This window comes from Micromonospora sp. NPDC049274 (assembly GCF_040678875.1).
Taxonomy (GTDB): Bacteria; Actinomycetota; Actinomycetes; order Mycobacteriales; family Micromonosporaceae; genus Micromonospora.
Genome location: NZ_JBFAQS010000012.1, coordinates 101,873 through 119,269, shown reverse-complemented (window position 1 = coordinate 119,269; position 17,397 = coordinate 101,873). Strand labels below are relative to the sequence as shown.

The 17,397-nt window shown below is 70.1% G+C and carries 14 protein-coding genes, 1 pseudogene and 4 riboswitches; of the genes and pseudogenes, 5 read left to right on the top strand and 10 right to left on the bottom strand.

Annotated features, from left to right (window positions below; translation table 11 throughout):
* Nucleotides 1-280: 280 nt before the first annotated feature.
* The 6 genes from AB0K10_RS22480 to AB0K10_RS22455 all read right to left on the bottom strand — a co-directional run bounded on the left by AB0K10_RS22480 (nucleotide 281) and on the right by AB0K10_RS22455 (nucleotide 9,673).
* Nucleotides 281-2,032, bottom strand: coding sequence for a P-loop NTPase fold protein (locus AB0K10_RS22480; RefSeq protein ID WP_363686361.1), 1,752 nt, complete (start codon nucleotides 2,030-2,032; stop codon nucleotides 281-283).
* 335 nt (nucleotides 2,033-2,367) lie between these two features.
* On the bottom strand, nucleotides 2,368-3,207 hold the full coding sequence (locus AB0K10_RS22475; RefSeq protein ID WP_363686359.1) for an ECF transporter S component: 840 nt from the start codon (nucleotides 3,205-3,207) through the stop codon (nucleotides 2,368-2,370).
* Entirely contained in the window at nucleotides 3,204-4,838 is a 1,635-nt protein-coding gene (locus AB0K10_RS22470) for an ATP-binding cassette domain-containing protein (protein WP_363686357.1), read from the bottom strand. Before AB0K10_RS22470 ends, AB0K10_RS22475 begins: the two co-directional genes overlap by 4 nt.
* Entirely contained in the window at nucleotides 4,835-6,013 is a 1,179-nt protein-coding gene (locus AB0K10_RS22465) for a CbiQ family ECF transporter T component (RefSeq protein WP_363686355.1), read from the bottom strand. The genes AB0K10_RS22470 and AB0K10_RS22465 overlap by 4 nt, the downstream gene beginning before the upstream one ends.
* Nucleotides 6,014-6,017: 4 nt before the next feature.
* On the bottom strand, nucleotides 6,018-6,923 hold the full coding sequence (locus tag AB0K10_RS22460; protein WP_363686353.1) for a hypothetical protein: 906 nt from the start codon (nucleotides 6,921-6,923) through the stop codon (nucleotides 6,018-6,020).
* Nucleotides 6,924-6,949: 26 nt separating this feature from the next.
* The gene (locus AB0K10_RS22455; protein WP_363686351.1) at nucleotides 6,950-9,673 is read right to left on the bottom strand and encodes a prenyltransferase/squalene oxidase repeat-containing protein; all 2,724 of its coding nucleotides are present in this window, start codon (nucleotides 9,671-9,673) and stop codon (nucleotides 6,950-6,952) included.
* Nucleotides 9,674-9,765: 92 nt separating this feature from the next.
* Nucleotides 9,766-9,895, bottom strand: a riboswitch (cobalamin riboswitch).
* Nucleotides 9,896-9,947: 52 nt separating this feature from the next.
* Nucleotides 9,948-10,070, top strand: a riboswitch (cobalamin riboswitch).
* A gap of 104 nt (nucleotides 10,071-10,174) precedes the next feature.
* Between AB0K10_RS22455 and AB0K10_RS22450 the strand changes: the two genes are divergently transcribed.
* The gene (locus AB0K10_RS22450; protein WP_363686349.1) at nucleotides 10,175-11,608 is read left to right on the top strand and encodes a hypothetical protein; all 1,434 of its coding nucleotides are present in this window, start codon (nucleotides 10,175-10,177) and stop codon (nucleotides 11,606-11,608) included.
* A 72-nt stretch (nucleotides 11,609-11,680) separates the two neighbouring features.
* On the opposite strand, the gene AB0K10_RS22445 is transcribed toward AB0K10_RS22450, so the two are convergent.
* The 3 genes from AB0K10_RS22445 to AB0K10_RS22435 form a co-directional block, all read right to left on the bottom strand.
* The gene (locus tag AB0K10_RS22445) at nucleotides 11,681-11,956 is read right to left on the bottom strand and encodes a hypothetical protein (RefSeq protein ID WP_363686347.1); all 276 of its coding nucleotides are present in this window, start codon (nucleotides 11,954-11,956) and stop codon (nucleotides 11,681-11,683) included.
* A gap of 78 nt (nucleotides 11,957-12,034) precedes the next feature.
* Nucleotides 12,035-12,295, bottom strand: a complete 261-nt coding sequence (locus AB0K10_RS22440; RefSeq protein ID WP_357235507.1) for a superoxide dismutase — start codon at nucleotides 12,293-12,295, stop codon at nucleotides 12,035-12,037.
* Between the two features lie 6 nt (nucleotides 12,296-12,301).
* Nucleotides 12,302-12,916: a superoxide dismutase gene (locus tag AB0K10_RS22435; protein ID WP_363686345.1), complete on the bottom strand. Its 615-nt coding sequence runs from the start codon at nucleotides 12,914-12,916 to the stop codon at nucleotides 12,302-12,304.
* A gap of 29 nt (nucleotides 12,917-12,945) precedes the next feature.
* Here AB0K10_RS22435 and AB0K10_RS22430 point away from each other — a divergent pair, with 29 nt between their 5' ends.
* Both AB0K10_RS22430 and AB0K10_RS22425 read left to right on the top strand, forming a co-directional pair.
* Nucleotides 12,946-13,443 carry a transcriptional repressor gene (locus AB0K10_RS22430; protein ID WP_363686343.1) on the top strand — a complete coding sequence of 166 codons (498 nt, stop codon included), beginning with the start codon at nucleotides 12,946-12,948 and terminating at the stop codon, nucleotides 13,441-13,443.
* 545 nt (nucleotides 13,444-13,988) lie between these two features.
* A pseudogene (locus AB0K10_RS22425) lies at nucleotides 13,989-14,597 on the top strand (tRNA (adenosine(37)-N6)-threonylcarbamoyltransferase complex transferase subunit TsaD); the annotation flags it as partial.
* Here the strand turns inward: AB0K10_RS22425 and AB0K10_RS22420 are convergent.
* Nucleotides 14,564-15,091 carry a GNAT family N-acetyltransferase gene (locus AB0K10_RS22420; protein WP_363686341.1) on the bottom strand — a complete coding sequence of 176 codons (528 nt, stop codon included), beginning with the start codon at nucleotides 15,089-15,091 and terminating at the stop codon, nucleotides 14,564-14,566. The pseudogene AB0K10_RS22425 and the gene AB0K10_RS22420 overlap by 34 nt on opposite strands.
* Before the next feature lie 172 nt (nucleotides 15,092-15,263).
* Nucleotides 15,264-15,412: riboswitch (cobalamin riboswitch) on the top strand.
* A gap of 87 nt (nucleotides 15,413-15,499) precedes the next feature.
* On the opposite strand from AB0K10_RS22420, the gene AB0K10_RS22415 reads away from it, so the two are divergent.
* Together AB0K10_RS22415 and AB0K10_RS22410 are read left to right on the top strand one after the other, a co-directional pair.
* Nucleotides 15,500-16,549, top strand: a complete 1,050-nt coding sequence (locus AB0K10_RS22415; RefSeq protein ID WP_363686339.1) for a prenyltransferase/squalene oxidase repeat-containing protein — start codon at nucleotides 15,500-15,502, stop codon at nucleotides 16,547-16,549.
* A complete protein-coding gene (locus AB0K10_RS22410) occupies nucleotides 16,543-17,031 on the top strand; it encodes a hypothetical protein (RefSeq protein ID WP_363686337.1) in 489 nt (162 codons plus the stop codon). Before AB0K10_RS22415 ends, AB0K10_RS22410 begins: the two co-directional genes overlap by 7 nt.
* Before the next feature lie 111 nt (nucleotides 17,032-17,142).
* A riboswitch (cobalamin riboswitch) is annotated at nucleotides 17,143-17,360 on the top strand.
* Nucleotides 17,361-17,397: the final 37 nt, after the last annotated feature.

The window sequence follows — 17,397 nt, the reverse complement described above, 5'->3', positions numbered from 1 at the left end:
TGCCTGCCGAGGTTACGACCGCCGCCGCCAGCACCGGTGCTGGAGCTGGACGACCCAGATCCCGTAGAACTGGGCCGGGACGGTAAGAGGGACCCAACCGAACCGGGCGAACCCTGCGACGACCCGGTAGCGAGAGCCTTGAGCAACGAGTTGACGAACTTTTCGACCTGTGGTGACGTCGGCGGTGGCGACGATGGTGTGGACATGTCCGAGTAGGAATCGTGCACCGCATCCCATGAGTTGGAGCCGCTGCCGCCGTAGGCGCCTGACGTGCCCATGGTCAGCTGTTTTCTTCCAACGCTTCAAGTGCGGCGCGCACGACATCTTCATCGCCGCCTGTCATTCCGACAAGGGCATGGATGACAGCCGGAAGGCCAGCCAGGTACGCGACGTGGTGCACCTGCATCGTATGGAGAACAGCAGGTGCGGTTAGGGCGGTGGTCACGGGCTCCACCAACCGCGGTACCTGATCGGAAATTTGCTGAAGGGCCTTGATGAGCGGTTCCGGCTCGTTGGTGCGGGCAAGTTGATCGCAAAGGCCTTGAACCACGATGTCCTGATCGTCGTCGGGTAGTGCCACCACTTGCGTAACGGCAGCGTTGCGGGTTGCGTCGGAGGGGTGCGCGAGCAGTTCAATCAGTTCGAGCTGCTCAGCGCTGATCGCCCCGCCGAAGCGCACGTCGCTCTTCAGCGTCGCTGCGACGCTCAGATAGCGGTCAATGGCGTCGGCGTCGTCTTTCAGCGACGGAGGATGAGCGGCCCACTCTCTCGTGTCGGATTTGACGCCTTCGGGGGCCTTAGCACCATCAATCTTTTGTGCCCAGTCTTCCCATGCGTCGATGAACCCCTGCCGCTCGCTTTTTGTCTGCTTCGCCAGCGCCTGAAACGCTTCATCGTGGCGTAGCTCCAGCAAATACAGCTTCGTCAGCAGCTCAAGTGGCAGTTCCGCGCCGGCGAGGGACGCCAAGTGCTCACGCACCGCCAGCGCGTTAAGGAACCGTTTGATCGATCGAGGACTGCGCCATATGTCCGCTGCAAGGCCACGCGCGATGCTCGCTGCAAGCGTCAGCGTCGCCACGGTGGGTTCGCTGTCCGATTGGCCTGGAAGTACATAGGGTGCCTTACCCTCCACCCGCCGCTTGCGGGAGAGGGCGACGATCTCTTTGTACCGGCCGCCGGTCGCGGAACCCGAGTTGCACAGCAGCAACGCGATATAGGCTTCAGCCTGCTCGATCGACAGCATGGGCAGCGTGACCGGGAGTTGCACGATCTTCTCCGTGTAGACCTTCGCGAAGCCCCCACGAGCGGCTCCGCTCAGCTCGACGTCGACCGCATCCCGGATCAAGTTCTGGTCTGCGGCGATCACAAACGCCATCTTCTTGACTGACAGGAAGAGCTTGATCGACTCCAGCGTCGCCATGATCGTCGGCGGCAGGCAGCGGTCCAGGTCATCCACTAGCACGACGACCCTCGCCAGACCATCCATCGAATCCATGAGGGCTTGGAACTGCTCCCGGAATCCCGCCATGCCCTGTTGGACCTGATCGGCTTCGCCAGTCCTCGCTTCCGGCGTCAAGGCATCAACGAGGTCAGTAATCCCGGGCGACATGGTGACCGCGCTGGTGATCAGAACCTTTGCCACGCGCCCCCACGCGATCCGCTTGCGTAGCTCGTTCAGCTTCTCCAGGACAATCTTTGACTTGGCTGTCTCTTCTACTGGCAGCTGACTCTGCAACGTGTCGAGGACCTGGGCGATCAGAGTGCCACGCATGTCCTCGGCGTTCTCGAACTCCCATGGATCGATTCGAACCACGAGAACGTGCCCGAGCGCAGAAAGATCCTTCGCGATGAGGTTAAGCGCTGTCGACTTACCACCACCCCAGGCGCTGTGAATTCCGACAGTGACCGGGTCTAGACCTCCCGAGCCCACAATGCGCGCGACGACGTCGGCGATGGCATCAAAACCGAGAAGATCTTCGTCGGCGGGGTTGTCATCGAACAGGCGAGCCTCGCTAACAGTCTGTTTTGCCACAGCTACTCCAAGTCAACGCTCGTCCCTGAGTGGCTGCGCACTCTACCGTGAAGCGCCGACCAAAGGCGTGCTGCAGCGACCGAGGGTCGACTAGCCGACATTTCGAAAACCTGATGATTCATTGTTCCAATCGAACGGCTAGCTCCCACGACCCTCTAGGGGCAGCCGCGTGCTACACATGTCCCATTTCTAAACCACCAAAGGTGCGTCAGAACGCGCGTGACCATAGCGGAAGGCAACGACAAACACAGAGCGACTGGGCAGCACACGGCGACCATGATTGCGAGCGGTGCCCGAAGCCTCAACTGGTCCCCTGGAGGGCGAAATTGGCTGCCTTACGCATGTCGATTCGTCGTTGCGTTGGCGTCCACGTCAGTGACGGCGCTCGTGAACTTCGGGGCCGCTTGGAAGTGCGCCCGGCGGGCTGCACGGCGAAACGCACCCAGCACGGCTGGTCCGGCGAGGGTGACGAGGACGGCCGTGGTGACTGCCCGTCCGGTGTCCCAGCCCAGCGAGGTGACGCTGAAGAAGGTCAGGTACCGGTGGAGTTGTTCCAGCATGGGCAGACCGGGCTGGTAGGCGATTGAGCTGGTCGGGTCGAGCGAGAACGGCCAGAAGGACAGGTTGAGCATGAAGCCGAAGAAGTATCCGCTGACGGCGGCGTAGGCGGCGAGCAGGACGATCTCGGCCCGTCCCCGTACCCGGGGTAGCAGGCCGGCGAACATGCCGACCCAGGCACAACCGAACATCTGGTACGGCATCCACGGCCCCACTCCCCCGGTGAGCAGGGCGGAGGCGAACAGCGAGGTGCAGCCGAGCGCGAAGCCGAAGCCGGGCCCGAAGACCCGGCCGGCGAGCACGAGGATGAAGAAGACCGTCTCGATGCCCGCCGTGCCGGCGCCGAGTGGCCGCAGGGCCGCGTTGATCGCGGACAGCACGCCCAGCATGGCGAGCGCCTTGGCGTCGATCCTGCCGTCGGCGATCTCGGCGAAGATGACGGCGAGGACGAGGAGCAGCAGCACGCCGAACATCAGCGGTGGGGTCTGGGTGGAGCCGAAGGTGCCCGGCGCGACGACGAACGGCCAGAGGAACGCGACGAAGCCCAGGAACGACGCCATGGTGATCGCGAGCACGGCGCGCAGAGGCACGCGGACCGCGACGTTCGGTGTCGTCATGCGGGCACCGCCGGATCGTCGAGGGCGGCGGCGACCTGCCCGACCGTCAGGTAGGGCAGCGGCGCGAGGATCTTCGCGACCTGCGGGGCGAACGTGGGCGACGCGGTGAGCACGGTCGGGACGGGGCCGTCGGCGATGATCTCGCCGTCGGCCATGACCACGACCCGGTCGGCGGTGGTGGTGGCGAACTCGACGTCGTGGGTGGCCACGACGACGGCGCGGCCCTGTGCGGCGAGGTCGTCGAGGGTACGGGTCAGCGCAGCTTTCGCCTGGTAGTCCAGGCCACGGGTGGGTTCGTCGAGGAGTAGCACGCCGGGGGTGACGGCGAGTTGGATGGCGAGGACCAGGGCGAGTTGCTGCCCGGCGGACAGGTCCCGGGGGTGATTGTCGCCGTCGATGCCGGCGGCGATGGCGTCGAGGAGACGCCGGGCGGTGCCCGGTTCGGCGCCGTCGCGGTCGGCCTGGTCGAGTTCGGCGTCGACGGTGTCGAGGTAGAGCAGGTCGGTGGCGGTCTGAGGGACGAGGCCGACGAGTCGGCGGGCTTGGCTGGCACTGACCTGTCCCGGATCGAGGGTGCCGTGTGACGGATCAGGGACGGCGATGCTGCCGCCATCTCGGCGGCCCGAGCCTTGCAGGGCCCAGAGCAGCGATGACTTGCCGGATCCGTTGCGGCCCATGAGCGCGGTGATCTCACCGCGGACCAGTGTCAGGTCGACGCCGCGGACGGCGACGACCGGTCCGTGGCGGACGATCACGCCGGCCGCGGTCAGGGCGTTGCGGGCGTCGGCGTGGGAGTGTCGGTGTGGTCGCGGCGGTGTCGGGGGTAACCGGTCGCGTAGGGCGGCCGCGTGCCGGCGGGCGTCGCGCACGGACAGGGGTAGCGGTGACCAGCCGGCCAGGCGTCCGAGTGCGACCACGGGTGGCGCGACGGTGGTGCCGGCGATGAGGATGGCCGGGTCGCCGTGGCGGACGGTGCCGTCGCGGGTGACGTGAATGAGCCGGTCGGCGTACGGCAGGACGCGTTCCAGGCGGTGCTCGGCCAGCACGACGGTGACGCCGAGGTCGTGGACCAGTCGGGTGATGGTGGCGAGGACGTCGTCCGCGCCGGTCGGGTCGAGCGCGGACGTCGGTTCGTCGAGGATCAGGACCCGTGGGTGGGCGGTGAGCGCCGCGCCGATCGCGACGCGTTGCTGCTGGCCGCCGGAGAGTTCGTGCAGGCCTCGGTGTCGCAGGTCGGCGAGGCCGAGCAGGTCGAGGGTCTCCTCCACCCGGGTCCGCATGACCGCCGGGTCGAGGGCGAGCTGCTCCATCCCGTACGCCAGTTCCTCCTCGACGGTGTCGGTGACGAACCCGGCGACCGGGTCCTGCCCGACCACGCCGACCAGGTCGGCGAACTCGCGGGGTGGGTGGTGGGCGGTGTCCCGGCCGGCGACGCGGACGCTGCCCTGCAGGGTGCCGCCGGTGAAGTGCGGTACGAGGCCGTTGATCGCGCCGAGCAGTGTCGACTTTCCCGCGCCGGTGTGTCCGACGACCAGGCACAGCTCCCCCTCGTCGATGTCGAGGTCGACGTCGCGCAGTGTGGGGCGGGACGCCCCGTCGTAGGTGATGCTGACGCGCTCGAAGCGGATCATGACGGTGCTCCTGCGGTGTCGGCGGCGCGGCGTCGCACAGGTTCGGGCTCCGGGCGGTGGGGGCGCGGGGGTGTCGGTGCGGCGATCGCGGCGAGGGCGGCGACGAGGATCGCGGCGGCCGGTAGGGCGGGCAGGCTGGGCCAGTGCAGCGGATAGAGGCTCGGGTTGACCGCGGCGGGGTCGTAGCCGGTGCCGGCACTGAGCACGACAGCAGTGACGACGCCGCAGCCAGCGACCGTCCACTCCGGCCACTGCCACGGGTCGGGCCGGTACCGGCTGCGGGAGACGCGACGCCCTCCGAGCGCCATCCCGGCGACACAGAGCAGCACACCACCGCCGAGGCCACCGAGCCCGACCGGGCGGGGCACGCGCGGGTCGAGCAGGCCGTAGACGCCGACGCACAGGCCGGCCATGCCGGTGAGCATGAGGACCCCGGTGAGCCGCCGCGAGCCCGGCGTAGCCGTGCCAACTCGGCCGTAGCCGCGGGAGTCCATGGCGGCGGCCAGGCGCAGCGACCGGTCCAGGGCGTCGTGCAGGACCGGCATCAGGATGGCCCGTGCGGCGCCGAGGCCCTTGGCCCGGCCGGCGCGCAGCCGGCGGGCACGGGCCACCCGTTGGACGCTCTCCACGAGTTGCGGTGCGACGCTCAGCGAGACGGTGACGGCGACACCCAGCTCGTACAGCGCGCCGGGAAGGACCCGCAGGGCACGCTTGGGATTGGCGAGACTGTTGGCGGCACCGATGCAGCACAGCAGGCAGGCCAACCGGAGCCCGTCGACGGCGGCGGACAGGGTCGCCTCCAGGGACACCGGACCGCCGATTTGGATGCCGGCGTACCACTCGGGGGTGGGCAGGTGCGGTAGCTGGAACAGGATGTGGTCGTCGGGGGTGATGCCGGAGGCGAAGACCGTCCGGAACACCACCCGGATCGCGATGATGATCAGGGCGAGGTAGAGGTAGTAGCGGAACGCCCGCGCCCAGGGCGCGTCCGTGCGGCGGGCGCTGACGACGAGGCCGAGCACCGCGAAGATGAGCAGCAGCAACAGCGGGTTGCTGGTGCGGCTCGCGGCGGTGGCCAGGGCAAGCGCCCACAGCCACCAGGCCACCGGATGCAGGGAGCGCGGCAGCCGGGCTACCGCGAGGCGGTGGAGTAGGCCGACACGGATGGGGCGCATCGGGTCAGGTGCGGCGGCGGCGCCAGCCGACGACACCGCCGGCGAGGGCGAGCAGGGCCAGCAGCCCGACGGTGATCAGCGCCGGCAGCGCCGAGCCGGTGCCCTGGCGGGCCGCCGTCGCGGTGGGCGCCGCGTCGAGGATGCGTGGTCCGTCCGTGGTGGCGCTCGACGAAGCGGACGGGACCACCGGTGCCGGAGGTGTCAGCACGGTGGACGACGGCGTCGGCACGCCGATGACCGGGGCCGATGTCGGCGCTCCCGGCGGCGGGAGGCCGGGTGGAGGGTTGCCGCCTCCGGGATTGCCCACCACTGGGGGGTTGCCAGCACCCGGTGCGTTCCCGCCGCCGGGCTGGGCCGGGCTGGGTACGGCGGGGGGCGGAGCGGCGGGGGCCGTGCCGGTCGGCTTGCTGTTGTGGGCTCGGACGCTGTCCGGGGTGAACCGGGGCCGCCCCTCGGTGCCCCCGATGTCGGTCGCCCCGAAGATCCACAGATCGACGCTGCCGCGCTTGGGCTTGTAGCTCATCGCGCCGAGTTGACTGTAGACCCAGCTGTTCTGCCCCGGGTCGGCGTGCCAGTACGACCAGTACGCGCTGGCCGGCGGGGTGAGAGCACACCTCTCGTCCGCCGCTGTGGGGTACTGGGTGCCGCCCTGGTGGCCGGCGTAGCCGATCCGGCAGATGAACGCCGGCCCGTCGTGCTGCGTCCCGGTGGTACGCCAACCACCCTGATTGAGCAGCTGGTAACCAGTGGTCGGGGTGGTGCCGCAGGAGCGCAGGAGCGGCCCACCCCACTTGCTGAAGTCGACGGCAAGGATCACCCCGGACGACGTGGTGCACTGCCCGATCGGCAGCGGGTCGGCCAGCGCCGGCGCGGGCGTCACCACCAGCGCGGCGACGATCGTCAGCGCCACGATCGAACGGCCCCACCTGCGCGCCGTCACGACAGACCGCCGGTGCTGGAGACCGCGCGACGGCGTGCGGAGACCCGCAGCAGGATGCCCGCGACGACGAGCACCAGCGCCAGCAGGGTGATCGTGACAATCGACCAGCCGGTGCGGGGCAGGTTGCCCGACGAGTGCCCACCGTTGCCGGCCGACGGCGCAGACACACTGGGGGCCGCCGACGGGGACGACGAATGGCTCGCGGTCGGTGTCGGGGTCGGGGTAGCCGTCGGGGTGCCGGACGGGTCCGGGCCCGGCAGTTCGTGCACATCCCGGCTGAGGGCGGCGAACGAGATGCCTGTCGCGCCTCCGACGACCTGGGTGGACGCGCGCACGTCCGAGCCGGCCTGGCCTCCGGCGGCGACGGTGAAGCCACCGTCGTCGTTCTGCTGGCCGGCCAGGAACGACAGCGCCTTGTCGACCTGTCGGGCGTAGGTGTCGCCGCGCAGGGTGAGGCCCTGGACCGCGAGCGCCGTGGAGTTGGTGGAGTCGCCGGCCGCACCGGGGAACCCGCCATGCTCCTTCTGCTCCGAGGCGATCCAGGTGAGCGCCTTGTCGACGGCGTCGACCGCGGCCGGGTCGTCGGTCAGCGGCGCGAGAGCCATCGCGGCCATCGCGGTGCTGTCGACGTCCTTGTCGCCGTCGGCCGCCGGGATGAGGCTGGGGAACGACCCGTCGGCGCGCTGGAGGCCCCTGAGGAAGTCGATCGGTTTGGCGGCGGCCTCGCCCTGTCCGGCGCGGCGCTGGGCGATGATGCCGAGCGACTGCCCGAACACCGAGGTGGCGTACCGGTAGTTGCCGGGTCCGGCGCAGCCAGCCGGTTCGTCGATCTTGGTGCAGGTCACGTCGGCGAGCGCGGCGATCAGGTCGTGGCCGCCGAAGGACCGTGGGTCGTAGCCGGTGACCTGGGCGAGGAGGGCGACCTTGCCGATCGCGCCGCCAGCGGCGTAGTCGGTGCCGATGCCGAGCCACGTGTCGACGGTGAATCCACTGTCGCCGACCGCGCCGCCGCCGCGCAAAAACTCGACGATCGCCCGCAGCCTGGCGTCGTCCCCGCCGGTGGCAGCCAGGGCGTACGCACCGTCGATGCTCAATCCGAAGTCCGGGAAGCCGGGGAACGACTCGTAGTACCTGCCGTCGATCAGATTGGTCGGCGCGACGAGGTAGGACACGCCTTTGACCAGGTCGGGTCGCGGCCCGGCCGGCGGCGGCGTTTCACCCAGGGTTGCCAGGTTCTTTCCGGCCAGCGCGAGCGCCGCGGCGGCCGTGGCGGCCAGGTCCGCGTCTGGGTTGCTTGAGTCGGGGTTGAGCCCACCGCCGGTGACGATCCGAGCGACCAACAGGCCGGTGGCGGTGGCGGCCCGGTCGGCGACACCCAGCACGGCGAGGGCCTGCGCGGCGTACCCGGTGGAGTAGGTGTCGGTGACCCCCGCGCCGGTGTACGGCTGGTAACCGCCGTCGGGCTCCTGTGCGCCGGTCAGGAACGCCTTGGCCGAACCCACAGCGCCGTCCTGACCGCCGAGCGTGCGCAGCGCCAGGACGGCGAGCGTCGTGGCGGCGAGGTCCGGGTCGCAGAACTCGCCCGGGGCGAGCCACAGGCCACCGAAGGCCCCGGTCGCGCACTGTTGTTCGGTCAGTCGGGCGACAGTCGCGGCGGGCGGGGTGACGCCGGCCCGCTTGACCGCGAGCAGCGCGGTCGCGTGGGTCAGCGGTCCGGTCGATCCGGCGAAGTCACCGGCAGCGGCGCAGCCGGCATCGACGTCGGTCGCGGTGCACACCCGGTCGGTGAGCGTGGCGATCAGGTCCCGGTCGCCGAACGCGCGGGGGTCGCCGCCGGTGATCGTGGCCAGGAGCGCGAGGTTGGCGACGTTGGCGGTGTGCGGTGCGGCGGTGTCGCCGTTCGGGAAGATCGCGGCGTCGACGTGTGCCCGGAGGTAGTCGACGATCTTCGTGAGGGTCCGGTCCTGACCGCCCGTCCCGGCCAGGGCGGTAGCGACGGCGATCGTCCGGTAGTAGTCGACCCCGCCGTTGTCGATGTGATCGCCGTCGGTGAGCTGCCCCACCAGGTAACCCGCGACAGCCTTCACCTGGGCCTCCGTCGGCCGCACGGGAGCGGGCGTCCCGGTCGGCGTCGGAGTTGGAGTCGCGGTCGGGGTCGGAGTCGAGCCGGTCGCGCGCACTGATGCCGGGGTGAAGCTCGGCGCCCCGGTGGAGCCACCGATGTCGGTGCCGCCGAACACCCAGGCCTCGACCTCACCTGGGCCCGGTCGCTGCGACATCGCGCCGAGTGGGCTGTAGGTCCAGTGGTCCTGCCCGGCGGGGGCGATCCAGTAGGACCAGTAGGCCGACGCAGGCGGCGTCAACTGGCACGCCTCGTCGGCCGGTGTCGGGTGTTCGGCACCGGACGCAAAATCGGGCGATCCGATCCGGCAGATGAACCCGGGCCCGTCGTGGGCGGTGCCGGTCGTGGTGAAGCCCGCCTCGTGCAGCAGGTCCAGGCCCGTGGTCGGGGTGGCATCGCAGCCCCGCAGCAGCGGCCCACCCCACGCGCCAAAGTCGACAGCCACGATCGCGCCCTGGGTCGAGGTGCAGGATTCCAGCGGATCGGCGAGCGCCACACGGGTCGGCACCACCAGCGCCACCGCGCCAAGCGCCACCGTGGCGACCAACGCCAACCACGGCGCGGACATCCGCGACGTTCGACTGACCAGTGGGGACATGGCGACTCTCTCAGGGGTAGCGGCGCAGGCGCGGACGCGGACCCCGAGGACAAGTCCCGGAAACCTGGCTCCGCGCCGTGTACCTCGACGGCGCTGCGGTGCACTATCCAGCCAGGTAATCCGACTCGTCCCGATTGGGACCTACGGCTGCGGGCCAGCGCCGGACTTTGACCGGCTTCCCCTGACTGCTGGATCGCAGCCATCGGACCACAACCGCGACCACCCCGTCAACGCGAGGACGTGTCATGTACCTAACAGCGCGCGGTAAGGGTTTCCTCCCATACGGTGACCGCGTCATCGCGTGGGGGAACCCGGTGGGAATCCGGGGCTGACGCGCAACGGTGAGGACGGTTGGCCGTCCCGAGCCCGACTACCCGCGTGGTGACGCAGCACCTGCGGTATCCGTCCCACGCGTCCTGCGGCCGGCCCGCCCCGCTCCGCCGGCTCAGTTGTCGGGCTCCGGGTCGAGGCAGTCGTGCCCCCGTACCCCAAGGAGACCTGATGTCCTCGCGCCTTTCCTCCGGCAGTCGCCGGAGACGTCTCGCGACCACCCCCGCCGTCGCGCTCATCGCCACCGGCCTCGCGGTCGTGGCCGGTGCCGCACCGGCCGCCGCGACCTCGACGGCGGCGCAGATCGCCACCGCCAAGACCAACGGCGTCGCCTACCTGCGCACCCTCCAGGCCGCCGACGGCAGCTACGCCAGCGGTGGACTGTCGAACGAGTGGGCGTTCAGCGCGTTCGCCCCGGCCGGTGTCGCGGCTGTGGACGTCTACCCCTCCGGCGACACGACAAAGAACGCCCGCACCGTCTACCGCAACCAGCTCTCGGCCGCGTCCTGGCCGAGCAGCACGCCGGTGGTCACCGACTACGAGCGTGGGGTGCTGAACGCCTACGCCGCCGGCATCGACCCCGCCCGGGTCTCCTCCACCCGTAACCTGATCGCCGACACCATCGCCTACTGGCAGACCGGCTCGGCCGGTTACTACGGCCCGCCGGCCAACTTCAACGGCACCGTCTTCGGCACTCTCGCCCTGGCCGGTGCGAAGAGCCAGTCCGGCGCCGCCCGCGTACCGCAGGCCCTGCTCAACCTGTCGATCACCCGGATCCGCAACAATCAGCACAACGACGGCGGCTGGACCTTCACCCAGGCCGAGGGCAACCCCACCCAACTCGCCACCGCCAGTGACATCGACATGACCGGCGCGGCCATGGCCGCCCTCTGCGCCGCCGGCGTCCCCAACACCGACACCGACATCGTCCAGGCGAAGAACTTCCTCAAGGGCAAGCTGGTCAACGCCTCGGGCGCGTTCAGCTCAATGTTCGGCGTCAACACCGACTCCAACGCCTGGGCCGTCTCCGGGCTCAACGCCTGCGGCATCCCGAGCCAGGGCACCGACTTCACCACCACCGCCGGCAAGACCCCGATCGACTTCTTGCGGGCCCAGCAGTTGACCGGCGGCGGGTTCAAGTACCTGCCCACCAACACCACCCCGTCGGCGTACGCCTCCATCGACGCGGTACGTGCCCTGGCCGGCGCGGGCTACACCGCCGCTCCCCCGACCCCGATCACCGCCGGCGCTCCCACCTGGGTCGCGGCAAGCGGATTCACCGCCGGCACCGCCACCCGGCTCGCCGTGATCATCGACAACGGCAGCGGCAGCATCACGCCGTGCGCGGTCACGCTGACGCCGACCGCCGCCACCACCACCCTCGGCGCCGTGCTGGACGCCGCCATCGGCGCGGCCGTTCCGAGCGGCTGCGTCACGGCGGTCAACCCGACCAGCGGCACCGGCACCATCACCTCGATCAACGGCCTGGCCAACAGCGGCTCCTCCACCTGGAAGGTGTCCCGGGACGGCGGCACCCCGACCACCACGACCCGCGGCACGACAGTGACCGTCGGCGACACCATCTACCTGCGCTACGGCGTCTGATCAACCCCGTCGCCTTGACGTGACCAGCGGCAGCGGGCGAGCCGGCCGCTGGTTACGTCAACGTCGGCCCGGCTACCCGCACGAATCGTCGACAGGCTCGGCAGTGCGAGGACGCACCCCTGAGTCTTGGGCTGGTGCTTCGTGTTCGGCGGTACCGGCGAGGCGGCCCTCCAGGCGGGCGAGGCGATGCCGGGCATCGTGCAGTTGCTGGCGAAGCTGGTGCGCCTGGGCTTCGCTCGCGCCGAGCTGCCGACGGCAGGCATCAAGGCGGTGGAAATCCGCGACGGCAAGGACAGCCACCTCCCGGCCATCGATCGTCATGACCAGGTGGTCAATCTTTCTGCGCATGGGCCGTCTCCCGACGGGCGATGGGGAAGCTGCAGCGGCCCCGCGGGGCCCCGCAGATCTGCGGGGCCCCACGGACGGTCAAGCTGGTGGCGACTGGGCGGTGTCGGCCAGCAACAGGGACAGCTCCCGGACCAGGTCGTCCATCGACTGACCGCTCTGCGCCTTGACCAGGCCCAGCGCGAGATCAGCCAACAGGTAGAAGCCGAGGGTACGGGCCTGCTCGGAGCTGAACGCCGACATCAACTCCTCGGCACCGGCGAGGTCACCGCGGTGTTTGGCCGCGATGACCCCGGCGGCGCGTTGGACGATCTCGGCCGCCTCGGGGGTGTACCCGCTCACGCCGGGTCAGATCTTCGGGGTCGCGGCGCGGGCGGCGTCGAAGCGGGCGGTGACGTCGGTCCAGTTGACCAGGTTCCACAGCCGGTCCACGTAGTCCGGGCGCACGTTGCGGTACTGCAGGTAGTAGGCGTGCTCCCAGGCGTCGAACACCAGGACCGGGGTGGAGCCCTGCCCGACGTTGCCGTGGTGGTCGTAGACCTGCTCCACGATCAGCCGCTGACTCAGCGGCTCCCACGCCAGGACACCCCAGCCGGAACCCTGCACACCCTTCGTCGCCGCCGACAGCTGCCCGGCGAAGCCGTCGAAGGAGCCGAAGTGCTCGTCGATCGCGGCCGCCAGCTCACCGTCGGGGCGGTCGCCGCCGTCCGGGGACAGGTTGTTCCAGAAGATCGAGTGCAGCACGTGCCCGGACAGGTTGAACGCGAACGTCTTCTCCAACCCGACCAGCGTCGCGTAGTCGCCCTTGTCGCGGGCCTCGGCGAGCCGGTCGAGGCCGTCGTTGGCGCCCTTGACGTACGCGGCGTGGTGCTTGTCGTGGTGCAGCTCCAGGATCTCGCCCGACATGGCGGGTTCGAGTGCCCCGTAGTCGTAGGGCAGGTCCGGCAGTTTGTACACGGCCATGAATACTCCCTCTCAGTGCTGCCTCAACTTTGCTGTTGCCATTATCTTGCAACAAGGGCCCGATTGTCGTTAGGGGGACGGGATTGATCACAGAAACCTCGGACCGTCTCGCTCCGGCACTAGGCCGGCTGCGCCAACAAGGGCTGCGTCTCACGCTGGCACGACGGGCGGTGCTCACTGCCCTCGTGAACACGCCGCCCGACAAGCCGCACCTGAGTGCCGCCCAGGTTCACGAACGGGTCTGCGCCAACGGCCTGCCGGTCGACCTGACGACGGTGCACCGCGTCCTGATTCACCTGACCGAGCTGGGTGAGCTGCACACGGTGCCGGTCGGTGGCGCTATGACCTACGGGTTCGCCGACCACCCGCATCACCACGCGGTTTGCACTCTCTGCGAACGGGTGCGCCAACTCCCGCCCGATGCCGCACTCACCGCCGTACAGGCAGCAGACGCGGTCGGCTTCACCGCCGATCTGGAAGGACGTTCCGGCGGCGTGGTCGTCTATGGACGATGCACCTCGTGCTGAGCAGACGTGCCGGCCGGGGTGCATCGCTTAGTCCGCAGACCGCAGCAGTTCCCGCACACCGTCAACGACCTGGTGCGGCCGTACGCCTGGCTGGCCGCCCTGCGCGAGGCTGGCGTTGCCGCCGCCGCGTCCGCCGAGGGCCGTCTTGACGAGGTGTACGGCCGACGTGCCACTATCGGCCGCCGCGTCGTTGACCCCACCACCAGTCGCGTAGTGCCGTTCGACCCGGCGGCGACCACCACGACCCCGGAACGCTCCCGCGGTAACTCTCGCCGAATGAGCTCGGCGAGTTGGCGGGGGTCAGCATCGGTGGGGTCGGCGCTGGTCGCGTATACGGTTCCGGCGATATCCTCGGCCCTGCCGGCCAGGGTGCGGGCCTGTTCCCGGGTGAGCTGGAGTTTGAGTTGCTCGGCCCGGCGCTCAGCCACCTTGGCCCGTGTGACCAGCGCGACGATCCGCCAGCCAGTTCCTCCCGTGACGCGCGGAGCTGGTCGGCGAGTAGCGGAACGCCTCGATCCCGGTGACGGCCTCGACCCGTCGTGCACCTCGGCGACACCGTCGACGCCGCCGGTGAGGCATTCGACAAGGTCGCACGGCTGCTCGGCCTGCCCTACTCCGGCGGGCCCGCCATCTACCGGGTCGCCCGCGACGGCAATCCGAACGCCATCAAATTTCCCCGCCCGATGACCGGCCCGCAGGACCCGCCCACCGGTTCTCGTTCTCCGGACTCAAGACCGCCGTCGCCCGCTGGGTCGAACAACACCAGGACGGGCCGGTACCCGTCGCCGACGTCGCCGGCTCGTTCCAGGAGGCCGTCGCCGACACCCTCACCCGCAAGGCCCTCGCCGCCTGCCGCGACCATCAAGGTCGACGCCTTGCTCCTCGTCGGCGGCGTCGCCGCCAACAGCCGGGTACGCGCCCTCGCCGAACAACGCTGCGCCAACGCCGGCATCCACCCGCGGGTTCCCTCACCGGGGCTCTGCACCGACAACGGCGCCATGATCGCGGCAGTCGGGGACCTCCTCGTCCGCGCCGACGTCCCGCCCGACCGGCTCGATCTCAGCCCCGACCCGTCCGCTGTGCTGCGCGGCGCGCTGCTACATGGTCCCGGCGACGGGCGTCAGGCGGCCGGTGCGAGTGGCACGTTCGTGTAGATCGTGATGCCCTTGCCAGTCCCCAACCTCTGCCACCCGACAGCATCGTAGAAAGCCGTCGTACCGGGGATCGTCGGCACGGTGAGCAGCCATGCGGGGCGGTCACCGACCAGAGTGTCGAGTAGTCGCCGACCGAGACCACCGCGGCGGGCATTCGGCGCGACAGCAAGCTCGCCCACCTCGAACCGGCCGGACAACCCGGCGATGGCACTGGAACCCAGAACCGAGCGCACCTGGCCGTAGGAGCGGTCGCGGGGGAACGGGGTCGCAGTGGTGTAGCCCAACGCGAACCCGGTCACACTGTTGCCTGCGTGAGCGAGCGCACCAACGAATCCGGGTTTCTCGGTCCAATCGGCGAGCCGATCCGCGAGGCCCCAGGCCCGTTCGAGCGGTTCGTTCCACGGCGGCACACAGAAGACCGCCGCGTAGATCGCCATCAGCTCGCCGCTGGCCGCGAGCACAGCCCTGCCGTTGACGAGCCGGACCGTGCTCATACCGCCGCCTGACGGTGCGGAGTGGAGAGGACCTGGACGCTCACCATGCTGCGGTCCATCGACTTGACCCGAGCATCGTGCCGACCATGCACCGTTTCTGGCAACGGCGGGCAGCCGGACGACCGGCTGGGATCGAGACGACCGTCGGATCGTAGACATTGACGGTGGCACCACGAGTGGTGACACTGTGCGTCACAACTTGATACCTGTGTGCTGATGGGGGAAGTCCGGTCAAAATCCGGCGCTGGCCCGCAACGGTAGGCGGCGACACACGTAGTGACGCCGCGAGCCCGAATACCCGTCCGCACACGTCAGGACCATCCCCAACCCGTCGTGGCCCACGGGTCGGAGCCACCCGACCGGAGTCGGGTCGTCTCGGACCATCGGAGCCCGGAAAGGCGCCGTTTCATGGTCAACCGCCCCCTCCGGCACCGCGCCCGCGTCCTCGTGACCGCCGCGCTCGCCGCCCTCACGCTGACTCTGACTGTCACACCGCCAGCCGCGTCAGCATCACCGCCCACCCTCAACAGGGTCGACGCCGCAGCCGGGTGGCTCGCCCGCCAGGCAGTAGACGGTGAACGCTTCGAAGTCACCTTCGACGGCGTCGCCTACCCCGACCAAGGACTCACCCTCGACGCGGTGTTCGCCTTCGCCGCGGCGAAGGTAGCCGATACGACTGCGGCCAACGCCGTGTCGTGGCTCGCCCAACCCGCCGTACTCACCGGCTACATCGGAGACGGCACCGAGGCGTACGCGGGCGCGACAGCGAAACTCGCCCTCGGCGCCCAGGTCCGGGGTCTCAACCCGGCGGCGTTCGGCGGAGTCGACCTGCTCGCCCGCCTCAACGGCCTGCTGACACCGTCGGGTCGATACTCCGACCGTTCGGCGTTCGGCGACTACAGCAACGCGTTCACCCAGTCCTTCGCGGTGCTGGCGTTGGACCGCGCCGGGGGCGCACCACCGGCGGCGGTGACGTTCCTGGCCGCGAGCCGGTGCGCCGACGGCGGTTTCCCGCTGCTCTTCGGGCAGGCGACCTGCGTCAGCGACGTCGACGCGACAGCGATGGCCGTGCAGGCTCTGCTCGCGGCGGACCGGCCACTCGTCGCGGCCTCGGCGGCGCAGTGGCTTGTTTCCGTGCAGAACAGCGACGGCTCGTTCTCCACCAACGGCGTGCCCAACGCGAACAGCACCGGACTCGCCGCCCAGGCGCTGTCCGCCGCCGGGCGATCGCTGCCGTGGCTGCGCGCTCGCCAGCATCTGATCAGCCTGCAGGTGAACTGCACGGGGGCATCCGCCAATCGTGGTGCCATCGCGTACACCTCGGGTGGGTTCGACGCGAGCACCGCTGTTCGGGCGACCGCGCAGGCCGTACCCGGCATGGCGGGCACCGGGTACGCGACCCTGTCGGCCGCCGGCGCCCAGCTGACCGCGCCCGTCCTGGCGTGTGCGCCGTGGTGACCGCCCCGCGGGTGACGGCTCGCCGACGGATCGCGCTACTCTTCGCGGCCGTTGTCGCCGGCGCCGGCCTGGTCGCGGTCGATCCGATCCCCCGCGCCGCACACGCAGCAGCGTGTGCGCCGGGGGCGGGCGTCACTGTGGTGGTCGACCTCACTGCCTTCGGCCTGGGGGTGCAGACCGGCTGCCGGCTCGGGGACCCGCCGACCGGCCTCGCCGCGTTGCAGGGGGCCGGCTTCGCCGTCACCGGTACGCAACGGTGGGGGCTGGCTTTCGTCTGCCGCATCAACGGTTACCCCCTCCCCGCCGCCGAACCGTGTGTCAACACGCCGCCCGCCAGCGCGTACTGGTCGTACTGGCACGCCGTACCCGGCGGCACCTGGTCCTACAGCACCCTCGGGGCCAGCAGCTACAACCCCGCGCAGGGCACTGTCGAGGGATGGCGCTTCGGCTCCGGGCAGGCGCCGTCCATCTCCCCGCCGTAGCGGGCCTCGGCCGGGAGTCCGGGCACCCGGATTCCCGGCCGGCCCGGTGGCGGGCGGACGACAGGGAAACCTACCGATGACTGCGGCCCTGAGGATCAGCTCGCAGGCCGTACGATGGTCGGCAGTGCTGGTTCGCCGCACCGTCATGGTGTGGCGTCGTAAGAGGGAACCCGGTGCGAGACCGGGACTGCCCCGCAGCGGTGAGTGGGAACGACAGCCGTCATACGCACTGGACGCGTGAGCGTCTGGGAAGCGACGGCCAGTAGGAGACCGAGTCATGTCGGTCGCGCCCGCGAGTCCGAAGACCTGCCCGCACCGCGTACGCGTCCGCGTGCGCCGCCACCGGCCTCTCGGGAGGGCCTGGGC